Raw genomic sequence first — 17,351 nt, 5'->3', positions numbered from 1 at the left:
AATGGATGGGGGCCTTGGCCCTGCTGCTGTCCCTGCTGGGCAGCGGTTGCGCAAGCCTGTCGCAGGCCGAGCATGCGCGTGCGGTGGATATCGCCCTGGCTGCGCGTTCGCAGGTGGTCGATTGCGACCGGTTGAATGCCTGTGCCGAACCCTCGGCACTGCGCGCGCTGGCCGATACGGCGGTGGCCGAATCCACCCCCGCCGCGCCGCGTCATTACGCGCTGTTGCTGGACCGCGGTGAGGATTCGCTGCTGGCGCGGTTGAACCTGATCCGCTCCGCGCGCAGCCGTGTCGACGTGCAGACCTACATCTTCGACACCGATGACAGCTCGCGCCTGGTGCTCGACGCATTGCTGGCGGCGGCGAAGCGTGGCGTGCAGGTGCGCGTGTTGATCGACCAGCTCTCGGCGATCTCCAACCTGGACATGCTGGCAGCGCTGTCCGGCGCGCACCGCAATTTCCAGCTGCGCATCTACAACCCCACCTTCAACCAGGCCGTGCCGGGCTACCTGGATTACGCGGCCAGCGTGCTGTGCTGCTTCCGCCGTTTCAACCAGCGCATGCACACCAAGCTGCTGCTGGTGGACGACGCGGTGGGCATCACCGGCGGGCGCAACTACCAGGACGACTATTACGACTGGGATGCGGAGTACAACTTCCGTGATCGCGACGTGCTGATCGCAGGTCCCGCAGGCGGGGACATGGGCCGCAGCTTCGATCAGTTCTGGAGCGCGCCGCGCAGCATCCCGGTCGAACGCCTGGACGATGTCGGCAAGGCCCTGCTGCACCAGGGCGTGCCCGCCATGCCGGCGGAAAACTTCAAGCGTCCCGATCGGGTGGCCGACATGGACGAGGACGCCAGCGATCCGGATGTGATCGACGAACGCCTGGTCGCGCGCGCGCTGCCCGTGGGCAAGGTCAGCTATATCGCCGACACGCCGCGCAAGCATCGGGCCAAGGATCCGGAAGCGGCGGCGGCATCGGACGGCGAGCTGGTGACGCTGCTGGCCGGCGCCAGGGACGAGATCCTGATGCAGACCCCGTACCTGGTGATGTCCGACAAGGCCGAGGAGTTCTTCAAGAACCTGCGCAAGCGGGCCGATCCGCCACGTGTGGTGGTGTCCACCAACAGCCTGGCCGCCACCGACAATCCGATCGTCTATTCGGTGTCGGCCAAGTACAAGCGCATGTACCTGCGCAAGCTGGGCTTCCGCCTGTACGAGTACAAGCCGTTCCCGGAAGACGCGCCGGTGGACTACGCCACCATGCTGCCGCCGCCGGTGGCGTTGCCGGATGGCAGCGCGTCGCCGGTGGACACGGCCGAGCAGGACGACAGCGACACGCGCATCCGCGGCTGGATGCCGGGCAGCCGGCCGTTCGGCGTGGTCGAGCGCGACGAGGCACAGGACCGCGCCAAGCGCCGGGCCCGGCAGAAGAACCGCATCGACCGGCGCCTGCAGCGCACCGAGAACCGTCCTTCGTTCCTCAGCAAGGGGCCCGGCAGCGACCCGCTGCCGCTCAAGCGCGCCGGCGTGCGCATGGGCCTGCACGCCAAGTCGATGGTGATCGACGGCGATATCGCCGTGATCGGCACCCACAACTTCGATCCGCGTTCGATCGACTACAACACCGAGGCGGTGGTGGTCATCCCAGACCGCGCCTTCGCCCAGCAGGTGGAGGCCAGCATCCGCCGCGACATCGAACCGGAAAACTCCTGGGTGATCGCGCCACGGGCCAAGCCGATCGTGTTTTCCGGCCTGAACTACAGCCTGGACAAGGTGTCATCCTCGTTGCCGTTGTTCGACATCTGGCCGTGGCGCTACGCCACCAGCTATGCATTCGTGCGCAGCGAAAAGTGCCCGGAGCCGTTGCAGGTCAACGACCCGATGTTCCATGCCTGCTACACCTCGGTCGGCGATTTCCCTGAAGTCAGCATCGGCCCGAAACGGCTGTACGCGCGCATCCTGATTGCCTTTGGTGCCGGCCTGGTGCCGATCCTGTAACCCACACATCCACGAGGATTCCCCATGGCCTTCCGCGCCCCCGTCGATCTTGATGCCATCAATGCGATGGCCGCCGGCAACATGGTCGGCCACCTGGGCATCGTCATGACCGAGGCCGGCGATGACTGGTTGCGCGGCACCATGCCGGTGGATGCGCGGACCCACCAGCCCTTCGGCCTGCTGCACGGCGGCGCCTCGGTGGTGTTGGCCGAGACCCTGGGCAGCATGGCCGGCGGCCTGTGCGTGGACCCGCAGACCCAGGCCGTGGTCGGCTTGGAGATCAACGCCAATCATCTGCGTGGCGAACGCAGTGGCCTGGTCACCGGCACCGCACGCGCCGTGCATGTCGGCCGCAGCACCCAGGTCTGGGAGATCCGCATCGAGAACGCCGCCGGCAAGCTGGTCTGCCTGTCGCGGCTGACGCTCGCGGTGATCAACAAGCCGGTTTGATGCGAGGACGCCAGCGCCTGTCGCCGAGTGCGTGCAAGGACGCGTGAAAACCTGCCGGCCGCTGACGGAACGCTGCATTTAAGGGCGTTCCAGTAGCAGGACACCGAGCCGTTCCGGTATCGTGCCGTCATGATTTCGACATCTACCCCCGTGCCGGCGGCCAGCGGTGCGGGCCGCGCATTCCGTTACCTGCTGCGCACGCCGCTGTTGCTGGTGCACGTGTTCGTGATGCTGCCGCTGCTGCTGTTGATGATGGTGCCGCTGTGGGCAGGCCTGCCGGTGGCGGGGCGCACGCTGAAGCAGTTTTCCGTCGAGCACTGGTCGGCTGCGCTGATGCGCATCTTCGGCTTTCGCCTGCGCAGCAGCGGCGTGCCGCTCAAGGGAGCGGTGATGTTCGTCTCCAACCACGTCAGCTGGGTGGACATCGAGATGGTCCACAGCCAGCGCATGGTTGGATTCGTGGCCAAGCAGGAGATCCGCGCCTGGCCGGTGGTCGGCTGGCTGGCCGAACGCGGCGAAACCATCTTCCACCAGCGTGGCAGCACCGAATCGCTGGGCGGGGTGATGGAGGCGATGCTCGAGCGCCTGCAGCAGGGCCGGCCGGTGGCGGTGTTCCCGGAAGGCCGCACCCGCGATGGTGGCGAGGTCGGCCCCTTCCACGCCCGCATCTTCCAGCCGGCCGTCGAGGCCTCGGTGCCGGTGCAGCCGGTCGCGCTGCGCTACGGTGACCACGGCGATGCGCAAGCGGTGGTGGCCTTCGGCCCGCGCGAGAGCTTTTTCACGAATTTCCTGCGCCTGCTGGGCGAGCCGTCGCGCACGGCGGACGTGTGCTTCCTGGAGCCGATCTTCCCCGACCAGGTGCAGGGCCGCCGGCAGATCGCCGACACCGCGCGCGCGCGCATCGTCGCGGCGATGGATGCGTGAGCATGCTCGGCTTCGGCGGCAGGCCTGCGGTACCCGGCGCCAGCCCGGTGCCGGCGGCGGCTGGGGACGTGCCGCAGACTTCACGCGACCCGGTTTCGCCCGATGACTACCTGCCGCCGCGCTGGCTGCGCAACGCCCACCTGCAGTCGATCCTGAGTTCCAGCGACCTGCGCCGGCGTCGCGGCCTGCGTAGGCTGCAGGCGCTGGGCGCGGTCAGCGAAGAACATATCTTCGACGGCGGCGCCGGCGTGCGCCTGCAGGGCTGGCATACGGTGATCCCCGGCATGGAGATCCGCGGCCTGGCGCTGCTGCTGCACGGCTGGGAAGGCAGCGCCGATTCCAGCTACATGCGCATGACCGCCGCCAGCCTGCTGGAAGCCGGCTACGAAGTGGTGCGGCTGAACTTCCGCGACCATGGCGACACCCATCACCTCAACGAAGACATCTTCCACTCCTGCCTGCTGCCGGAAGTGCTGCACGCGGCCTGTGACGTGGCGGAAAAATTCCCGCAGCGGCCGATGGTGGCTGCCGGTTATTCGCTGGGTGGCAACTTCGCCCTGCGCCTGGCCCTGCGCGCACCGGAAGCCGGCCTGCCGCTCAAGCATGTGGCCGCGGTGTGCCCGGTCCTGGACCCGCATGCAGCACTGACGGGGATGGAGCGCGGCCTGCCGCTGTACCACTGGTATTTCCAGCGCAAATGGCGCCACTCGCTGGAACTCAAGCGGGCGCTGTTTCCGGAGCGCCACGTCTACGATGACCAGACCCTGTCGCTGAGCGTGCGCGAGCTGACCCGTTGGATGGTCGAGAACGAAACCGACTTCGGTACGCTGGACAACTACCTGGACGGTTATTCGGTCGCCGGCGATCGCCTGGCGAAGATGACCGTGCCGACCAACATCCTGATGGCCCAGGACGATCCGGTGATTCCCTTCGCCGATTTCGCCGACTGGCAACTGCCGGCCAGCGCCAAACTCGAAGTCGCCCGCTGGGGCGGGCACTGCGGTTTCATCGAGAACGCCCACTGCGACGGCTTCGGCGAGCGCTGGGTCACCGACCGGCTGACCCGGGGCTGAGCGGCCGTCTTCGGGCGGCCCGGTAGAATGGGCGGGTTCCGATCTAGGTAGTTCAGGCATGCAGGACCAGATCCTCCGGGCGCTCCACGCCGGCCAGTCCGCGCGCGCGCTGGCACTGGCGCAGGGTTGGGTGGCGCAGGCCCCCGAGCAGCCCGGCCGCTGGCACTTGCTGGGCCTGGCCTGCGACGCGGCCGGGCAGGCGGATGCGGCGATCGCCGCCTGGACCCGCATGCAACAACAGCTTGCTGCGCAGGGGCGTGCGCCGCTGCCGCCGCAGAGCGCGACGGCCCAGGGCTGGCCCACGATGGCCGAGCGCGCGCCCGATGCGCGCCGCGTGGTGCTGGTCTGGGGCGCGCCGGGATCGGCGGTGGACCGGCTGGCGGCGGTGATGGAACCGGTGCGCGATCACTTCAGCGCCGACCGTTTCGGCGACAGTCCGCCGGATGACGGTTTCCAGGATCCTGCGCTGGTCGCGGGCTTGACCGATGGCACCCTTGATCCCGCCCAGGTCGCCGCGCGCTGGTGGGCGACGCTGCCGCGCCGCGGCCTGGTTGAAGGCACGGTCGCCGACTGGCTGCCGTGGTGGGACAACGCACTGCTGCATGTGCTGCGCCCGTATCTGCCCGAAGCGACCCTGGTCATCGCCCTGCGCGATCCGCGCGACATGCTGCTGGACTGGCTGGCCTACGGCGCGGCGGCGGCCTTCGCCCCGGATTCACCGCAGGCCGCGGCGGACTGGCTGGCCGTCAGCCTGGGTCAGGTGGTCACCTTGGGCGAGGCGCAGTTGTTTCCGCACCGGATCCTGCGCACCGACGCAATCGGCCATGATCCGGCTGCGGCCACTGCGCAGATCAACCAGTTATTCAGTACTGACCTGGCCGCGCCGGCGCATCTGGGCCCGCCGCGCCTGCCCGCGGGGCATTGGCGGCAGTACGCCGAGGCCCTGGCCGAGCCTTTCGCCACGCTGGCCCCGGTCGCGATGCGGCTGGGCTACCCGGCCGATTGAATCCTTCCTCCAGGAGAACGTGCATGCGCATCCACAGTGACAGCTTCACCAACGGCGCCCTGATCCCGGCCGAATTCGCCGGCGGTCACGCCAACGGCTTCGCGCCCAACCGCAATCCGCAGCTGGCCTGGAGCGAGGTGCCTGAGGGCACGCGCGGGTTCGCCCTGGTCTGCGTGGACCCGGACGTGCCGACCGTCGCGGAAACCACCAACCGCCATGACATGGAAGTGCCGGTGGACCAGCCACGCGCGGACTTCTTCCACTGGGTGATGGCAGACATTCCGGCGGACGCGCGCGAACTGGCGGCCGGCAGCTGCAGCGATGGCTTCACCGCCAAGGGCAAGCGTGCGCCGAAAGGCCCCGCTGGCGCGCGCCAGGGTTTGAACGACTACACCGGCTATTTTTCCGGCAATGCCGAGCTGGGCGGCGAATATTTCGGCTATGACGGTCCGTACCCGCCGTACAACGACCTGCGCATGCATCACTACCACTTCCGCCTGTACGCGCTGGATGTGGCCACCCTGCCGGTCAAGGCGGGCTTTACCGGCCAGGAGCTGCTGGCCGCGGTCGAAGGCCATGTGCTGGCCCAGGCCGAATGGGTTGGCACCTATACGCTCAACGCCAAGGTGGCCGCGGGCTGAGCCCTGGAACTTGCGTAGCAAAAAGCCCGCGGATGACCGCGGGCTTTTTTTGTGGTGCGCGATTACTGCGGTCGCCATTCGGGCCGCCACGGGGCGAGGTCAATATGCCCCGGCATTGCTTGCGGGCGCCGGTCGGTCGCTCAGGCGCCGCTGGGCAGGAACAGCAGCAGTGCCGCGCCCAGCGCCATGCGATACACCGCGAACGCGGTGAAGCGGTGGCTCTGGATGTAGCCCAGCAGCCACTTCACCGCGATGAAGGCGGTCACCGCACTGGCCACGAACGCCACCGCGAACAGGCCCCACGGCTCATGCGCGGCCTGCCCGGAGCGCACCACGTCGATCAGCTCGTAGCCACTGGCGGCGAACATCGTGGGGATGCCCACCAGGAACGCGAACTCGGTGGCCGACGAACGGCGGGTGGTGCCGGCCAGCAGCGCCACGAAGATGGTCGCCGCCGAGCGCGACGTGCCCGGGAACACGCCCGCCACGACCTGCGCGATACCGACCAGGATGGCCACCGTCCAGGTAATGCGGGCGCGCTCGCCCAGGGTCAGCGCGCGACGGCCGGCGAAGTATTCGGCCGCGATCATCCAGATGCCGCCGATCACCAGCGCCCAGGCGATCGGCGTGACGGTTTCAGGGAGCTGGAAGCCGAGCTTCTTCACCACCAGGCCCAGGACCGCGGTCACCAGGAAGGCCACTGCCAGCTTCATGGCATAGCCGCGCGGCGTGTCGCCATCGATGGTGGCCAGTGCGCTTTGGTCCGGCTTCAGGAAGCCGTGCGCCAGCTGCAGCAGGCGCTGGCGGTAGATCAGGACGACCGCCAGGATCGCGCCGGCCTGGATGCCGATGTTAAACAGGTCGCTGCGGTGGCCCAGCCAGCGCTCGGCAATGAGCAGGTGGCCGGTGCTGGACACGGGCAGGAATTCGGTGAGGCCTTCAAGGATGCCAAGCAACAGTGCAGCGAACAGTTCGGACATGGGGAGTAGGCGAAGCGGGGGGGATCGAAAAGAATACGATGGTTTCGAAATGCACGTCATTGGTGCAAATTGAAATGATGTTCCCTTCATTGGTGCATTTCGAGAGGGTCGGGCGGGGTGTGTTTCAAGTAAAAACAATGAGTTATGCAGATTTTGGAGTTGGCACGCGCTTTGCGATACCCCTGTCACACATTCCACATCACCACCGATTCGAGGAGCAAAGATGTCCGTCGACAAAGTCGAAAAGCTGATCAAGGATTCCAAGGCCGAGTTCGTCGACCTTCGCTTCGTTGACCTGCGCGGCGTGGAGCAGCACGTCACTTTCCCGATCAACATCGTCGAGCCGGGCCTGTTCGAAGAAGGCAAGATGTTCGATGGCAGCTCGATCAGCGGCTGGAAGGGCATCAACGAGTCGGATATGGTCCTGATGCCGGATGCCGACACCGCCTACCTGGATCCGTTCTACGCCGATCCGACGATCAACATCACCTGCGACGTGCTGGACCCAGCCACCATGACCCCGTACTCGCGCTGCCCGCGCGGCGTGGCCAAGCGGGCCGAGGCCTACCTGAAGTCCAGCGGCATCGCCGACGTGGCGTTCTTCGGCCCGGAGCCGGAGTTCTTCATCTTCGATTCGGTCCGCTTCTCCAACGAGATGGGCAACACCTTCTTCAAGGTCGATTCCGAGGAAGCAGCCTGGAACACCGGCGCCAAGTACGAAGGCGGCAACAGCGGCTACCGTCCGGGCGTGAAGGGCGGCTATTTCCCCGTCCCGCCGACCGACTCGCTGCACGACATCCGTGCTGAAATGGTCAAGACGCTGGAGCAGGTGGGCATCGCCACCGAAGTGCACCACCACGAAGTGGCCACTGCCGGCCAGTGCGAGATCGGCACCAAGTTCAACTCGCTGGTCAAGAAGGCCGATGAGCTGCTGGCGATGAAGTACATCGTCAAGAACGTCGCCTTCCGCAACGGCAAGACCGCCACCTTCATGCCCAAGCCGATCGTTGGCGACAACGGCAGCGGCATGCACGTGCACCAGTCGCTGTTCAAGGGCGGCAGCAACCTGTTCAGCGGCGACGGCTACGGCGGCCTGTCGCAGATGGCGCTGTGGTACATCGGCGGCATCTTCAAGCATGCCAAGGCGATCAATGCGTTCGCCAACTCGGGCACCAACAGCTACAAGCGCCTGGTCCCGGGTTTCGAAGCGCCGGTGATGCTGGCCTACTCGGCCCGTAACCGCTCGGCCTCGTGCCGCATTCCGTGGGTGTCCAACCCGAAGGCGCGCCGCATCGAGATCCGCTTCCCCGATCCGCTGCAGTCCGGCTACCTGACCTTCACCGCGCTGATGATGGCCGGCCTGGATGGCATCAAGAACCAGATCGACCCGGGCGAAGCATCCGACAAGGATCTGTACGACCTGCCGCCGGAAGAAGAGAAGCTGATCCCGCAGGTCTGCTCCAGCCTGGACCAGGCCCTGGAAGCGCTGGACAAGGACCGCGAGTTCCTCAAGGCCGGTGGTGTGTTCACCGACGATCTGATCGATGGCTACATCGACCTGAAGATGCAGGAAGTCACCAAGTTCCGCGCGGCGACCCACCCGCTCGAATACCAGCTGTACTACGCCAACTGAGCAACCGCGGCGATGGCGGCGGATCTCCCCTCCCACCCTCCGCCATCGTCGCACTTTTTCTCCTCGCACCGTCTTGCCGATCGATGGTGCGTGACGCAGGACTGGGGTGATCGCGCACGCAGTACGCAGGACCGGGGAAAGCAAAAGGTGGGCACCCATGGGCCGCAACGCCCTCCCTCCCATGCCGAGCAGCGGGCCCTTGCCCCGTCTGTCCGGCGCGGCCCATGGGTGGCTCCACGAATGGCACTGGCGCGGGGATGCGCCAGGCGCTGGGTAGCAATGCAGCAACGTCGGCCGGCAGCGCCGGTCGTTCCATCCACCATCGGGGAATGTGCATGAAACTGATCACCGCCATCATCCGCCCGTTCAAACTGGACGAAGTCCGGGAGGCGCTGTCGCAGACAGGCGTCTCGGGCATCACCGTTACCGAAGTCAAAGGCTTCGGACGGCAGAAGGGCCACACCGAGTTGTACCGCGGCGCCGAGTACGTCGTCGATTTCCTGCCCAAGATCAAGATCGAAACCGTCGTCACCGACGAGCGCCTGGAGGCTGTGATTGAAGCCATCCAGCAGGCCGCCGGGACCGGCAAGATCGGCGACGGCAAGATCTTCGTGACCTCGATTGACCAGGTCATCCGCATCCGCACCGGCGAAGTCGGCGCCGACGCGCTCTAACCCAACTCGGAGAGAACCCCCATGAAGACTCGTCGTCTGCTCTCCGGGTTGAAGACCCGTTTGCAAGTGGTGTGCCTGGCTGCCGCATTCGGCCTCCTGGCAACTGGTACTGCCTTCTCCGTCGCTGCGCAGGACACCGCTGCGCCAGCCGCCACCGAAGCCCCTGCTGCCGAAGCCCCCGCCGCGGAAGCGCCGGTCGCCGAAGCTCCTGCCGCCGTCGCGCCAGAGGCCGCAGCTGCAGCCGCACCGACCTTCGACCACGGTGACGTGGCCTGGATGTTGACCTCGACCCTGCTGGTGCTGCTGATGGTGGTGCCTGGCCTGGCCCTGTTCTATGGCGGCCTGGTGCGTTCGAAGAACATCCTGTCCATCCTCAGCCAGGTGCTGGTGGTGTTCTCGCTGATCCTGTTGCTGTGGGTGGCCTATGGCTACAGCGCCGTCTTCAGCGAAGGCAATGCGTTCTTCGGCTCGTTCACCAAGTTCGCCTTCCTGAAGGGCTTCACGCCCGACTCGGTCGGCAACACGCCCATCGCGGGCCTGCCCGACTACCTGTTCGTGGCCTTCCAGTCGACCTTCGCCGGCATCACCACCGCGCTGATCGTCGGTGCCTTCGCCGAGCGCATCAAGTTCAAGGCGGTCCTGCTGTTCTCCGCCATCTGGTTCACCCTGAGCTACATCCCGATGGCGCACATCGTCTGGGGTGGCGGCTACCTGGGCGAGATGGGCGCGATCGACTTCGCCGGCGGCACCGTGGTGCACATCAATGCGGGCGTGGCCGGCCTGGTGGGCGCGTACTTCCTGGGCAAGCGCCTGGGCTTCGGCCAGAGTGCGCTGAAGCCGCACAGCGTGCCGTTCACCTACATCGGCGCGATGCTGCTGTGGGTTGGCTGGTTCGGCTTCAACGCCGGCTCGGCCGCAGCGGCCGATACGGTGGCATCGCTGGCCTTCATCAACACGATCCTGGCCACGGCCGCCGCGGTGCTGGGCTGGACGGTGGTGGAAGCCATCTCCAAGGGCAAGCCCTCGGCACTGGGCGCAGCCTCCGGTGCGGTGGCGGGCCTGGTGGGCATCACCCCGGCCTGCGGCACGGTTGGCCCGCTGGGCGCGATCGTGATCGGCCTGGCGGCCGGCGTGATCTGCGTGTGGGGCGTGACCGGCCTGAAGAAGCTGCTGAAGGTCGACGACACCGCTGACGTGTTCGGCGTCCACGGCGTCGGTGGCATCGTCGGCGCGATCCTGACCGGCGTGTTCAGTGCGGCGTCGCTGGGCGGCACCAAGGCGGACCTGGATATCGGGCACCAGGTCTGGGTGCAGGTGGTCAGCGTCGGCTTCACCATCGTCTGGTGCGCCGTGGCCACGGTCATCGCGTTGCTCATCACCAAGGTCGTGTTCGGCCTGCGTGTGAGCGAAGACGCCGAGCGCGAGGGTCTGGACATCACCTCGCACGGCGAATCGGCCTACGAGGCCTGATCCAGCAACCGGACGGCGGCATTGCACTAAGATGGTGCAATGCCGCCCCCGGACTCCGTAACCCCGCTATTCGAAGACCCCGTAGGACCCGTGACCGACGCACCCACCCCGGACGCACTCAGCACACCGGTGGCCTGGGCGGATGCGCAAGGCACCGTCCTTGGCGCCAACGCCGCGTTCGCACGCTGGCTGGGCGTCAGCCCCCGACGTTTGATCGGGCGCCCCCTGGCCGCATTGGAAATGGATGGCGATGCCATGGCCCGTTTCATGGACAACACGGACCGCGATCTGCTGCGCCTGCATCGGGTCGCGCTTGGATTTCCCGGTGAGATGCCGCGCTTTGCCGAAGGCTGGCTGTCGCGTACCGATGCCGGTGGCTGGCTGATGGAAGCCCACCCGGTCGATGATTTTCCCGCGCTGGACCCGGCCCAGGCGCTGCCCAGCGCCCTGGCGGCGGCCCTGCGTGGCCTGGCGCATGAACTGCGCAATCCGCTCGCCGGTCTGAAGGGCGCCGCACAACTGCTGGCGCGCCGCGCCCAGCACCGCAATGACAATGCCGACGAGCGCGAGCTCATCGGCCTGATCGAAGCCGAAGCCGAACGCCTGAACGACTTGCTGGATCGCCTGTTGTCGCCGACCCCGCAGCGGCCGCATGCCTCGCTCAACATCCACGCCGTGCTGGAACGGGTGCTGCGCCTGGCCGAGACCGAAGGCAGCTGGACCGTGCGCCTGCAGCGCGACTACGACCCCAGCCTGCCCGAACTCCACGGCGATGCCGACCGCCTGACCCAGGCGGTCTGGAACCTGGTCGGCAATGCCATGCAGGCTGGCGCGGGCCTGATCACCCTGCGGACCCGGGTCGAACACGGCCTGCGCATCCATGACCAGATGCATGCGCGTGCGCTGCGCCTGGAAATCATCGACGACGGCCGCGGCGTGCCGGAAGAACTGGCCGAGCACCTGTTCCTGCCGCTGGTGTCCGGGCGTGCCGAAGGCAGCGGCCTGGGACTGGCGCTGGCCCAGCAGGTCGCGCGCGAGCATTGCGGCTCGCTGAGCTTCCGTTCGCGGCCGGGCCATACCGTTTTCACTTTGTTGCTGCCGCAGTCGCGCGACGCCGGCGAGGAGGGACACCATGTCCATTGAAGACAGCCAGCGCATCTGGGTGGTCGACGACGACCGCTCCGTGCGCTTCGTCCTGGCCACCGCCCTGCGCGATGCCGGGTACGACGTGGACGGCTTCGACAGCGCCGCCTCGGCCTTGCAGGCCCTGGGCACGCGCGGGGTGCCGGACCTGCTGTTCACCGACGTGCGCATGCCGGGCGAAGACGGACTGAAGCTGCTCGACCGGCTCAAGCATGCGCATCCGCAGCTGCCGGTGATCGTGATGTCGGCCTATACCGACGTGGCTAGCACCGCCGGTGCGTTCCGCGGCGGCGCCCAGGAATTCCTGTCCAAGCCGTTCGATCTGGACGACGCGGTGGCCTTGGCCGCGCGCGCGCTGCCCAGTGTCGAATCCAGCGACGTGGTGCTGCCCGAGGCGATGTCCGGGTCCTATGGCGGCACCCCGGAACTGATCGGCGATACCCCGGCCATGCGCGCGTTGTTCCGCGGCATCGGCCGGCTGGCGCAGGCGCCGCTGTCGGTGCTGGTCACCGGCGAGACCGGCACCGGCAAGGAACTGGTCGCGCGCGCGCTGCACAACGAATCGCCGCGTTCGCGCAAACCATTCGTGGCGCTCAATACCGCGGCCATTCCGGCCGAGCTGCTGGAAAGCGAGCTGTTCGGCCATGAAGCAGGCGCGTTCACCGGCGCCCAGCGCCGCCATCACGGCCGCTTCGAACAGGCCGACGGCGGCACGCTGTTCCTCGATGAAATCGGCGACATGCCGCTGCCGCTGCAGACCCGGCTGCTGCGCGTGCTGGCCGAAGGCGAGTTCTTCCGCGTTGGTGGCCGCGAGCTGATCCGCGTGGACGTGCGCGTGATCGCCGCCACCCACCAGGACCTGGAGGGACTGGTGCGGGCGGGCCGTTTCCGCGCCGACCTGCTGCATCGCCTGGATGTGGTGCGCTTGCAGTTGCCGCCACTGCGTGAGCGGCGCGGTGACGTGCCGCGCCTGGCGGAAAACTTCCTGGCCCAGGCCTGCCTCAAGCTGGGCACGCCGGCCAAGCGCATCGCGCCGTCCGCACGCGACGCGCTGCGCGCACACGATTGGCCCGGCAATGTCCGCGAGCTGGAAAACGTGTGCTGGCGCCTGGCCGCGCTGGCGCCTTCGGACACCATTACCGTCGGTGATGTCGAACAATCCCTGAGCCGGACCACCCAGCCTGCGACGCAAAGCCCGGGCGACTGGGATGCGCTGCTGGGCCTGTGGGCGCGCGCGCGCCTGGCCGAAGGTGCCGAAGGCCTGCATGCCGAAGCGCGTGCACGCCTGGACCGCATCCTGCTGGAAGCGGCACTGCAGTTCACCAACGGGCGCCGTGCCGACGCCGCCGCGCGCCTGGGCGTGGGCCGCAACACGGTCACGCGCAAACTCGGTTCGGGCCGCAAGCGCAACTGATGCCAGTCCCGTGCCGCATCCGGTGTCGGTCGCGATCGCGCGGGCTGCTTTCGCGGCACGCCGGCGCTGACATGATTGTCACAGCGTGACGTCGTGCCTTCATTGCACCTGAACGCCGCCGTCGCTAGCGTTGCCGCCCTGATGCCTGCACACCGTACTTTCCGCCGCCTGTTGACCGTGCCGACCCTGGCGTCCGCACTGGTCCTGGCGGCCTGCAGCAGCGCTCCCGCGCCCAAATCACTTCCGCCCGCAGCACCCGCGGCGGTGGCCACGCCGATGGCGCAGGAAGCACAGGCGATCATGCGTTCGGCGTCGGCCAGCCTGGTCAGCGGCAAGCTCACCCTGACCCCCGTGCAGGGCGGCGTGCGCATCGCCGGTATCGTCGGCGGGTTGCCGGCCTCGGGCCGGTTCGGCTTCCACGTGCATGAAACCGGCGATTGCAGTGCGGTCGATGCCAGCAGCGCGGGCGGTCATTTCAATCCCACCCACCAGCCACATGGCAGCGCCAAGATCGGCGCGCACCACCTCGGCGACATGGACAACATCGTGGCCGACGCCGAAGGCGTGGCCCGCATCGACACCCTCTTGGGTGGCGTGCTGCTGGGCGGGGGCGGGTCGACCGACCTGGTCGGCCGCGCACTGGTCGTGCACGCCAACCCCGACGACTACGCCACCCAGCCAGCCGGCAACGCCGGCCCGCGGGTGGCCTGTGGCGTGATCAAGGTGATCCGCTGACCGCATGCGTTGCCCGCATGCTTTTTCCACCCCGTAATAAGGAGAAGACCCATGCGACTGACCCAGACCCTGCTGTGCGCTGCTACCGTGCTGGCGCTGGCGGCCTGCAGCAAGCCCGAACCCGCCGCCGCACCCGAGGCGGTGACCCCGGAAGCCTCGGCCCCGGCCGCCACGCCAGCACCGGAGGCTGGTGGCATGAGCATGGCCAAGGTCACCCTGAAGCCGACCGAAGGTAACAAGGTGGCTGGCGAACTGAGCTTCATGTCGATGGAAGGCGGCGTGCACGTCACCGGTTCACTGACCGGCCTGAGCCCGGGCGAGCACGGCCTGCACATCCATGAGAAGGGCGACTGCAGCGCACCGGACGGTGCCAGCGCCGGCGGCCACTTCAATCCGGACGGCGTGGAGCACGGCCAGATCACCGCCGAAGTCCACCACGCCGGCGACAGCAACAACATCACCGCCGATGCCGATGGCAACGCGACCGTCAACCAGATGCTGTCCAGCAACGTGGACATCGGCAAGGGCGACAAGTACGACATCGTCGGCAAGGGCGTGATCGTTCACGCCAAGGCCGATGACTACAAGACCCAGCCCACCGGCGATGCCGGCGGCCGCCTGGCCTGCGGCGTGATCGAGGCCGCTCCGGCGATGTGATCCTGCGCTTGCGCCGCCGCGCTGCTGCGTGGGCGTGCGCGGTGCAGAACGAAACAAGGCGCCTTCTGGCGCCTTGTTTCGTTCCGGGCTTCAGTGCGAAGCGCGTGTCAGCCGTTCAGATGCGCGCACAGGTCGCCATCGTCCGGGCAATGGGCGAACGTGACCGGGATGCCGTGGGCTTCGAGCACCGCGGCCAGCTGCCGCTGACGCATCAGGTAATGCTCGTAGCTGCGTGCCAGGCGTTCGGGATCCTCGGTCGGCGGCGTGTTGCGCTTCTTCCAGGCGGCGGTGTCCAGCAGCGCCATGCGCACCTCGCCGTCGGCGTAGCGCAGCAGCGGTTCGGGTGGTGCGTCGAGCCACTGTTCGTCTTCCGGGGCCAGCAGCGCGGTTTCGATCACCGGCCACAGGCCTTCCAGGTTCTGGTGCTGGTATTGCAAGGCCATCATCGCGGCCAGGTCGTGCAGGGTCATGAAGCGCACGTGCTCGACCTTCGCACCCAGCCCATCCTGCAGTTGCAGGGCAGTATCGGCGCCGGCCATGCCGCGTTCGATGAGGACTTCTTCCAGCGCTTCGCCCACCGCATCGACATCGGCCGGCGTGCCGCTGAGCAGGAACGGCAGCACCCGCAGCGCGCCGCCGACCAGGTCCGGATCGGCCTGGAACGGCAGCGGCACCGCGCCATCGGCCGCGGCACCGAAGGCGATCACGCGCGGCCCCTGATCGCGGCCCGGCGCGCGCTGGCGCAGTTCGTCCAGCCGGCGATGCAGCGGCCAGCCCGGCCGCAGGGCTTCGGCCGGGTCGAAATGGGCGGCCGCCAGGGTCAGCTCCAGCGTGGTGACCTGCGGAACCAGGCCGATCAGGTCGCGGGCGATTTTCTCCGCCAGCGTGCCGGCATCCTGCTGGGACAGGGCCGCAACCCGCGGCGGTGCGCCGCCGGCCAGTTCCAGTGCCACCAGTCCCATCACCTGCGCGGTTTCGTGTGCTTGCGTCATGCGGTTTGCTTGCCTGCGTGCCAAAGACGGTGCGTGTGGCGCCATTCTATCCAGCCCGGGCCCGGGAGCCGTGACACGCCATCCACGCGCGTCATTCACGCGCCCACGCGCAAGGTCGAGACAGACGATGGCCGCCACCGGGTCGCGCCGCTACACTTCGCCATACGCCTGCGCATGCGCAGACCCTCCTCTTCGAACACGGCTGTCCACCGAGGTCCTTCCATGTCAGCACCCCGTCCCGTCGCCATCCTCGGCGGCGTCCGCATTCCGTTCTGCCGCCAGAACACCGCCTATTCGGATGTCGGCAACCTGGGCATGTCGGTCCGCACGCTGGGGGCGCTGGTCGAGCGCTTCGGCCTGCATGGCCAGGCGCTGGGTGAAGTGGCGATGGGCGCGGTCATCAAGCACGCCAGCGACTGGAACCTGGGCCGCGAAGCGGCGCTGTCGTCGGGCCTGTCGGCACTGACACCCGGTATCACCATGCAACGTGCCTGCGGCACCAGCCTGGACACCATTGCCTACATCGGCAACAAGATCGCGCTGGGCCAGATCGAATCGGGCATCGGCGGCGGTTCGGATTCCACCTCCGACGTGCCGATCGTCTATGGCAAGAAGCTGCGCGCGCGCCTGCTGGCGGCCAACCGTGCCAAGACGCCGAAGGACAAGGCCCGGGCGCTGCTGAAGGGCTTCAAGTTCTCCGAGCTCAAGCCCGAGTTCCCCGGCGTGGGCGAGCCGCGCACCGGCAAGTCGATGGGCGAGCACTGCGAGGACATGGCCAAGGAGTGGAACATCTCGCGCGATTCGCAGGACGAATGGGCGGTGTCCTCGCACCAGAAGCTGGCCGCCGCTTACGAGCGCGGTTTCTTCGATGACCTGGTCGTGCCGTTCCGCGGCGTCAGCCGCGACAACATCCTGCGTCCGGACACCTCGCTGGAAAAACTGGCCACGCTCAAGCCGGCGTTCGACAAGGCGTCCGGGCGCGGCACGCTGACCGCGGCCAATTCCACGCCGCTGACCGATGGTGCCGCCGCGGTGCTGCTGGCCAGCGAGGCATGGGCCGCGGCCCACGGCCACACCCCGCTGGCCTACCTGAAGGACGTGCAGAGCGCGGCGGTGGACTTCGTCCACGGCGAAGGCCTGCTGATGGCCCCGACCGTGGCCGTGCCGCAGATGCTGGCGCGCCATGGCCTGACCCTGCAGGACTTCGACATCTACGAGATCCACGAAGCGTTCGCCGCGCAGGTGCTGTGCACGCTGCGCGCCTGGGAGAGCGAGGACTACTGCACCAACCGCCTGGGCCTGCCCGGACCGATGGGCCGGATCGATCCGGCCAAGATCAACCCGAACGGTTCATCGCTGGCGGCCGGTCATCCGTTCGCCGCCACCGGTGCACGCATCATCGGCACCGTCGCCAAGGAACTGGCCCAGCGCGGCGGCGGCCGTGCGCTGGTGTCGATCTGCACCGCGGGCGGCATGGGCGTGGTGGCGATCGTCGAACGCTGAATGATCCGGTCGGCGTGTTGATCCGCTGACCAGAATTCGGCAACGCCGTCGGG

The 17,351-nt window shown here is 67.7% G+C and carries 16 protein-coding genes; 14 read left to right on the top strand and 2 right to left on the bottom strand.

The genetic code is table 11. The features are described 5' to 3' along the window. The first annotated feature begins 5 nt into the window (after nucleotides 1-5). The 6 genes from O8I58_RS10840 (at nucleotide 6) to O8I58_RS10815 (ending at nucleotide 6,097) form a co-directional block, all read left to right on the top strand. Nucleotides 6-2,003 (top strand): phospholipase D family protein, encoded by a 1,998-nt coding sequence (locus tag O8I58_RS10840; protein ID WP_298315587.1) that lies wholly within the window; start codon nucleotides 6-8, stop codon nucleotides 2,001-2,003. 24 nt (nucleotides 2,004-2,027) lie between these two features. Beyond that, nucleotides 2,028-2,453: a hotdog fold thioesterase gene (locus tag O8I58_RS10835; protein WP_298315584.1), complete on the top strand. Its 426-nt coding sequence runs from the start codon at nucleotides 2,028-2,030 to the stop codon at nucleotides 2,451-2,453. A 129-nt stretch (nucleotides 2,454-2,582) separates the two neighbouring features. After that, the gene (locus tag O8I58_RS10830; RefSeq protein WP_298315582.1) at nucleotides 2,583-3,377 is read left to right on the top strand and encodes a lysophospholipid acyltransferase family protein; all 795 of its coding nucleotides are present in this window, start codon (nucleotides 2,583-2,585) and stop codon (nucleotides 3,375-3,377) included. A gap of 2 nt (nucleotides 3,378-3,379) precedes the next feature. Further along, the gene (locus tag O8I58_RS10825; protein WP_298315577.1) at nucleotides 3,380-4,450 is read left to right on the top strand and encodes a YheT family hydrolase; all 1,071 of its coding nucleotides are present in this window, start codon (nucleotides 3,380-3,382) and stop codon (nucleotides 4,448-4,450) included. 58 nt (nucleotides 4,451-4,508) lie between these two features. Beyond that, a complete protein-coding gene (locus O8I58_RS10820) occupies nucleotides 4,509-5,456 on the top strand; it encodes a hypothetical protein (RefSeq protein WP_298315574.1) in 948 nt (315 codons plus the stop codon). 23 nt (nucleotides 5,457-5,479) lie between these two features. Then, entirely contained in the window at nucleotides 5,480-6,097 is a 618-nt protein-coding gene (locus O8I58_RS10815; RefSeq protein ID WP_298315572.1) for a YbhB/YbcL family Raf kinase inhibitor-like protein, read from the top strand. 140 nt (nucleotides 6,098-6,237) lie between these two features. On the opposite strand, the gene O8I58_RS10810 is transcribed toward O8I58_RS10815, so the two are convergent. After that, entirely contained in the window at nucleotides 6,238-7,077 is an 840-nt protein-coding gene (locus tag O8I58_RS10810; RefSeq protein ID WP_298315569.1) for an undecaprenyl-diphosphate phosphatase, read from the bottom strand. A 223-nt stretch (nucleotides 7,078-7,300) separates the two neighbouring features. On the opposite strand from O8I58_RS10810, the gene glnA reads away from it, so the two are divergent. From glnA to O8I58_RS10775, 7 genes are all read left to right on the top strand, one after another. Beyond that, the gene (gene glnA, locus O8I58_RS10805) at nucleotides 7,301-8,710 is read left to right on the top strand and encodes a type I glutamate--ammonia ligase (protein WP_298315565.1); all 1,410 of its coding nucleotides are present in this window, start codon (nucleotides 7,301-7,303) and stop codon (nucleotides 8,708-8,710) included. A 335-nt stretch (nucleotides 8,711-9,045) separates the two neighbouring features. Next, nucleotides 9,046-9,384: a P-II family nitrogen regulator gene (locus O8I58_RS10800; RefSeq protein ID WP_014159242.1), complete on the top strand. Its 339-nt coding sequence runs from the start codon at nucleotides 9,046-9,048 to the stop codon at nucleotides 9,382-9,384. Nucleotides 9,385-9,405: 21 nt separating this feature from the next. Next, on the top strand, nucleotides 9,406-10,854 hold the full coding sequence (gene amt, locus O8I58_RS10795) for an ammonium transporter (protein WP_298315548.1): 1,449 nt from the start codon (nucleotides 9,406-9,408) through the stop codon (nucleotides 10,852-10,854). A gap of 90 nt (nucleotides 10,855-10,944) precedes the next feature. Further along, complete coding sequence (locus tag O8I58_RS10790) at nucleotides 10,945-11,997, top strand: two-component system sensor histidine kinase NtrB (RefSeq protein ID WP_298315545.1); 1,053 nt, start codon at nucleotides 10,945-10,947, stop codon at nucleotides 11,995-11,997. Beyond that, nucleotides 11,987-13,411, top strand: a complete 1,425-nt coding sequence (gene ntrC / locus O8I58_RS10785; RefSeq protein ID WP_298315542.1) for a nitrogen regulation protein NR(I) — start codon at nucleotides 11,987-11,989, stop codon at nucleotides 13,409-13,411. The genes O8I58_RS10790 and ntrC overlap by 11 nt, the downstream gene beginning before the upstream one ends. Before the next feature lie 141 nt (nucleotides 13,412-13,552). After that, the gene (locus O8I58_RS10780; protein WP_298315539.1) at nucleotides 13,553-14,146 is read left to right on the top strand and encodes a superoxide dismutase family protein; all 594 of its coding nucleotides are present in this window, start codon (nucleotides 13,553-13,555) and stop codon (nucleotides 14,144-14,146) included. A gap of 51 nt (nucleotides 14,147-14,197) precedes the next feature. After that, on the top strand, nucleotides 14,198-14,803 hold the full coding sequence (locus O8I58_RS10775; RefSeq protein ID WP_298315537.1) for a superoxide dismutase family protein: 606 nt from the start codon (nucleotides 14,198-14,200) through the stop codon (nucleotides 14,801-14,803). Between the two features lie 107 nt (nucleotides 14,804-14,910). Here the strand turns inward: O8I58_RS10775 and O8I58_RS10770 are convergent, their stop codons facing one another. Then, a complete protein-coding gene (locus tag O8I58_RS10770; RefSeq protein WP_298315534.1) occupies nucleotides 14,911-15,795 on the bottom strand; it encodes a hypothetical protein in 885 nt (294 codons plus the stop codon). A gap of 222 nt (nucleotides 15,796-16,017) precedes the next feature. Here O8I58_RS10770 and O8I58_RS10765 point away from each other — a divergent pair, with 222 nt between their 5' ends. Beyond that, nucleotides 16,018-17,298 (top strand): acetyl-CoA C-acetyltransferase, encoded by a 1,281-nt coding sequence (locus O8I58_RS10765; protein ID WP_298315531.1) that lies wholly within the window; start codon nucleotides 16,018-16,020, stop codon nucleotides 17,296-17,298. Nucleotides 17,299-17,351 lie beyond the last annotated feature (53 nt).

Origin of the sequence: Pseudoxanthomonas sp., from assembly GCF_027498035.1 — a bacterium.
Taxonomy (GTDB): Bacteria; Pseudomonadota; Gammaproteobacteria; order Xanthomonadales; family Xanthomonadaceae; genus Pseudoxanthomonas_A.
This window is presented reverse-complemented; position numbering and strand designations above follow the sequence as displayed.

What these genes read in the sequence shown, in the direction of transcription:
- O8I58_RS10840 (WP_298315587.1), top strand. Translation starts at nt 6, where the DNA reads ATGGGGGCCTTGGCCCTGCTGCTGTCCCTGCTGGGCAGCGGTTGCGCA.
- O8I58_RS10835 (WP_298315584.1), top strand. Translation starts at nt 2,028, where the DNA reads ATGGCCTTCCGCGCCCCCGTCGATCTTGATGCCATCAATGCGATGGCC.
- O8I58_RS10830 (WP_298315582.1), top strand. Translation starts at nt 2,583, where the DNA reads ATGATTTCGACATCTACCCCCGTGCCGGCGGCCAGCGGTGCGGGCCGC.
- O8I58_RS10825 (WP_298315577.1), top strand. Translation starts at nt 3,380, where the DNA reads ATGCTCGGCTTCGGCGGCAGGCCTGCGGTACCCGGCGCCAGCCCGGTG.
- O8I58_RS10820 (WP_298315574.1), top strand. Translation starts at nt 4,509, where the DNA reads ATGCAGGACCAGATCCTCCGGGCGCTCCACGCCGGCCAGTCCGCGCGC.
- O8I58_RS10815 (WP_298315572.1), top strand. Translation starts at nt 5,480, where the DNA reads ATGCGCATCCACAGTGACAGCTTCACCAACGGCGCCCTGATCCCGGCC.
- O8I58_RS10810 (WP_298315569.1), bottom strand. Translation starts at nt 7,077, where the DNA reads ATGTCCGAACTGTTCGCTGCACTGTTGCTTGGCATCCTTGAAGGCCTC.
- glnA (WP_298315565.1), top strand. Translation starts at nt 7,301, where the DNA reads ATGTCCGTCGACAAAGTCGAAAAGCTGATCAAGGATTCCAAGGCCGAG.
- O8I58_RS10800 (WP_014159242.1), top strand. Translation starts at nt 9,046, where the DNA reads ATGAAACTGATCACCGCCATCATCCGCCCGTTCAAACTGGACGAAGTC.
- amt (WP_298315548.1), top strand. Translation starts at nt 9,406, where the DNA reads ATGAAGACTCGTCGTCTGCTCTCCGGGTTGAAGACCCGTTTGCAAGTG.
- ntrC (WP_298315542.1), top strand. Translation starts at nt 11,987, where the DNA reads ATGTCCATTGAAGACAGCCAGCGCATCTGGGTGGTCGACGACGACCGC.
- O8I58_RS10780 (WP_298315539.1), top strand. Translation starts at nt 13,553, where the DNA reads ATGCCTGCACACCGTACTTTCCGCCGCCTGTTGACCGTGCCGACCCTG.
- O8I58_RS10775 (WP_298315537.1), top strand. Translation starts at nt 14,198, where the DNA reads ATGCGACTGACCCAGACCCTGCTGTGCGCTGCTACCGTGCTGGCGCTG.
- O8I58_RS10770 (WP_298315534.1), bottom strand. Translation starts at nt 15,795, where the DNA reads ATGACGCAAGCACACGAAACCGCGCAGGTGATGGGACTGGTGGCACTG.
- O8I58_RS10765 (WP_298315531.1), top strand. Translation starts at nt 16,018, where the DNA reads ATGTCAGCACCCCGTCCCGTCGCCATCCTCGGCGGCGTCCGCATTCCG.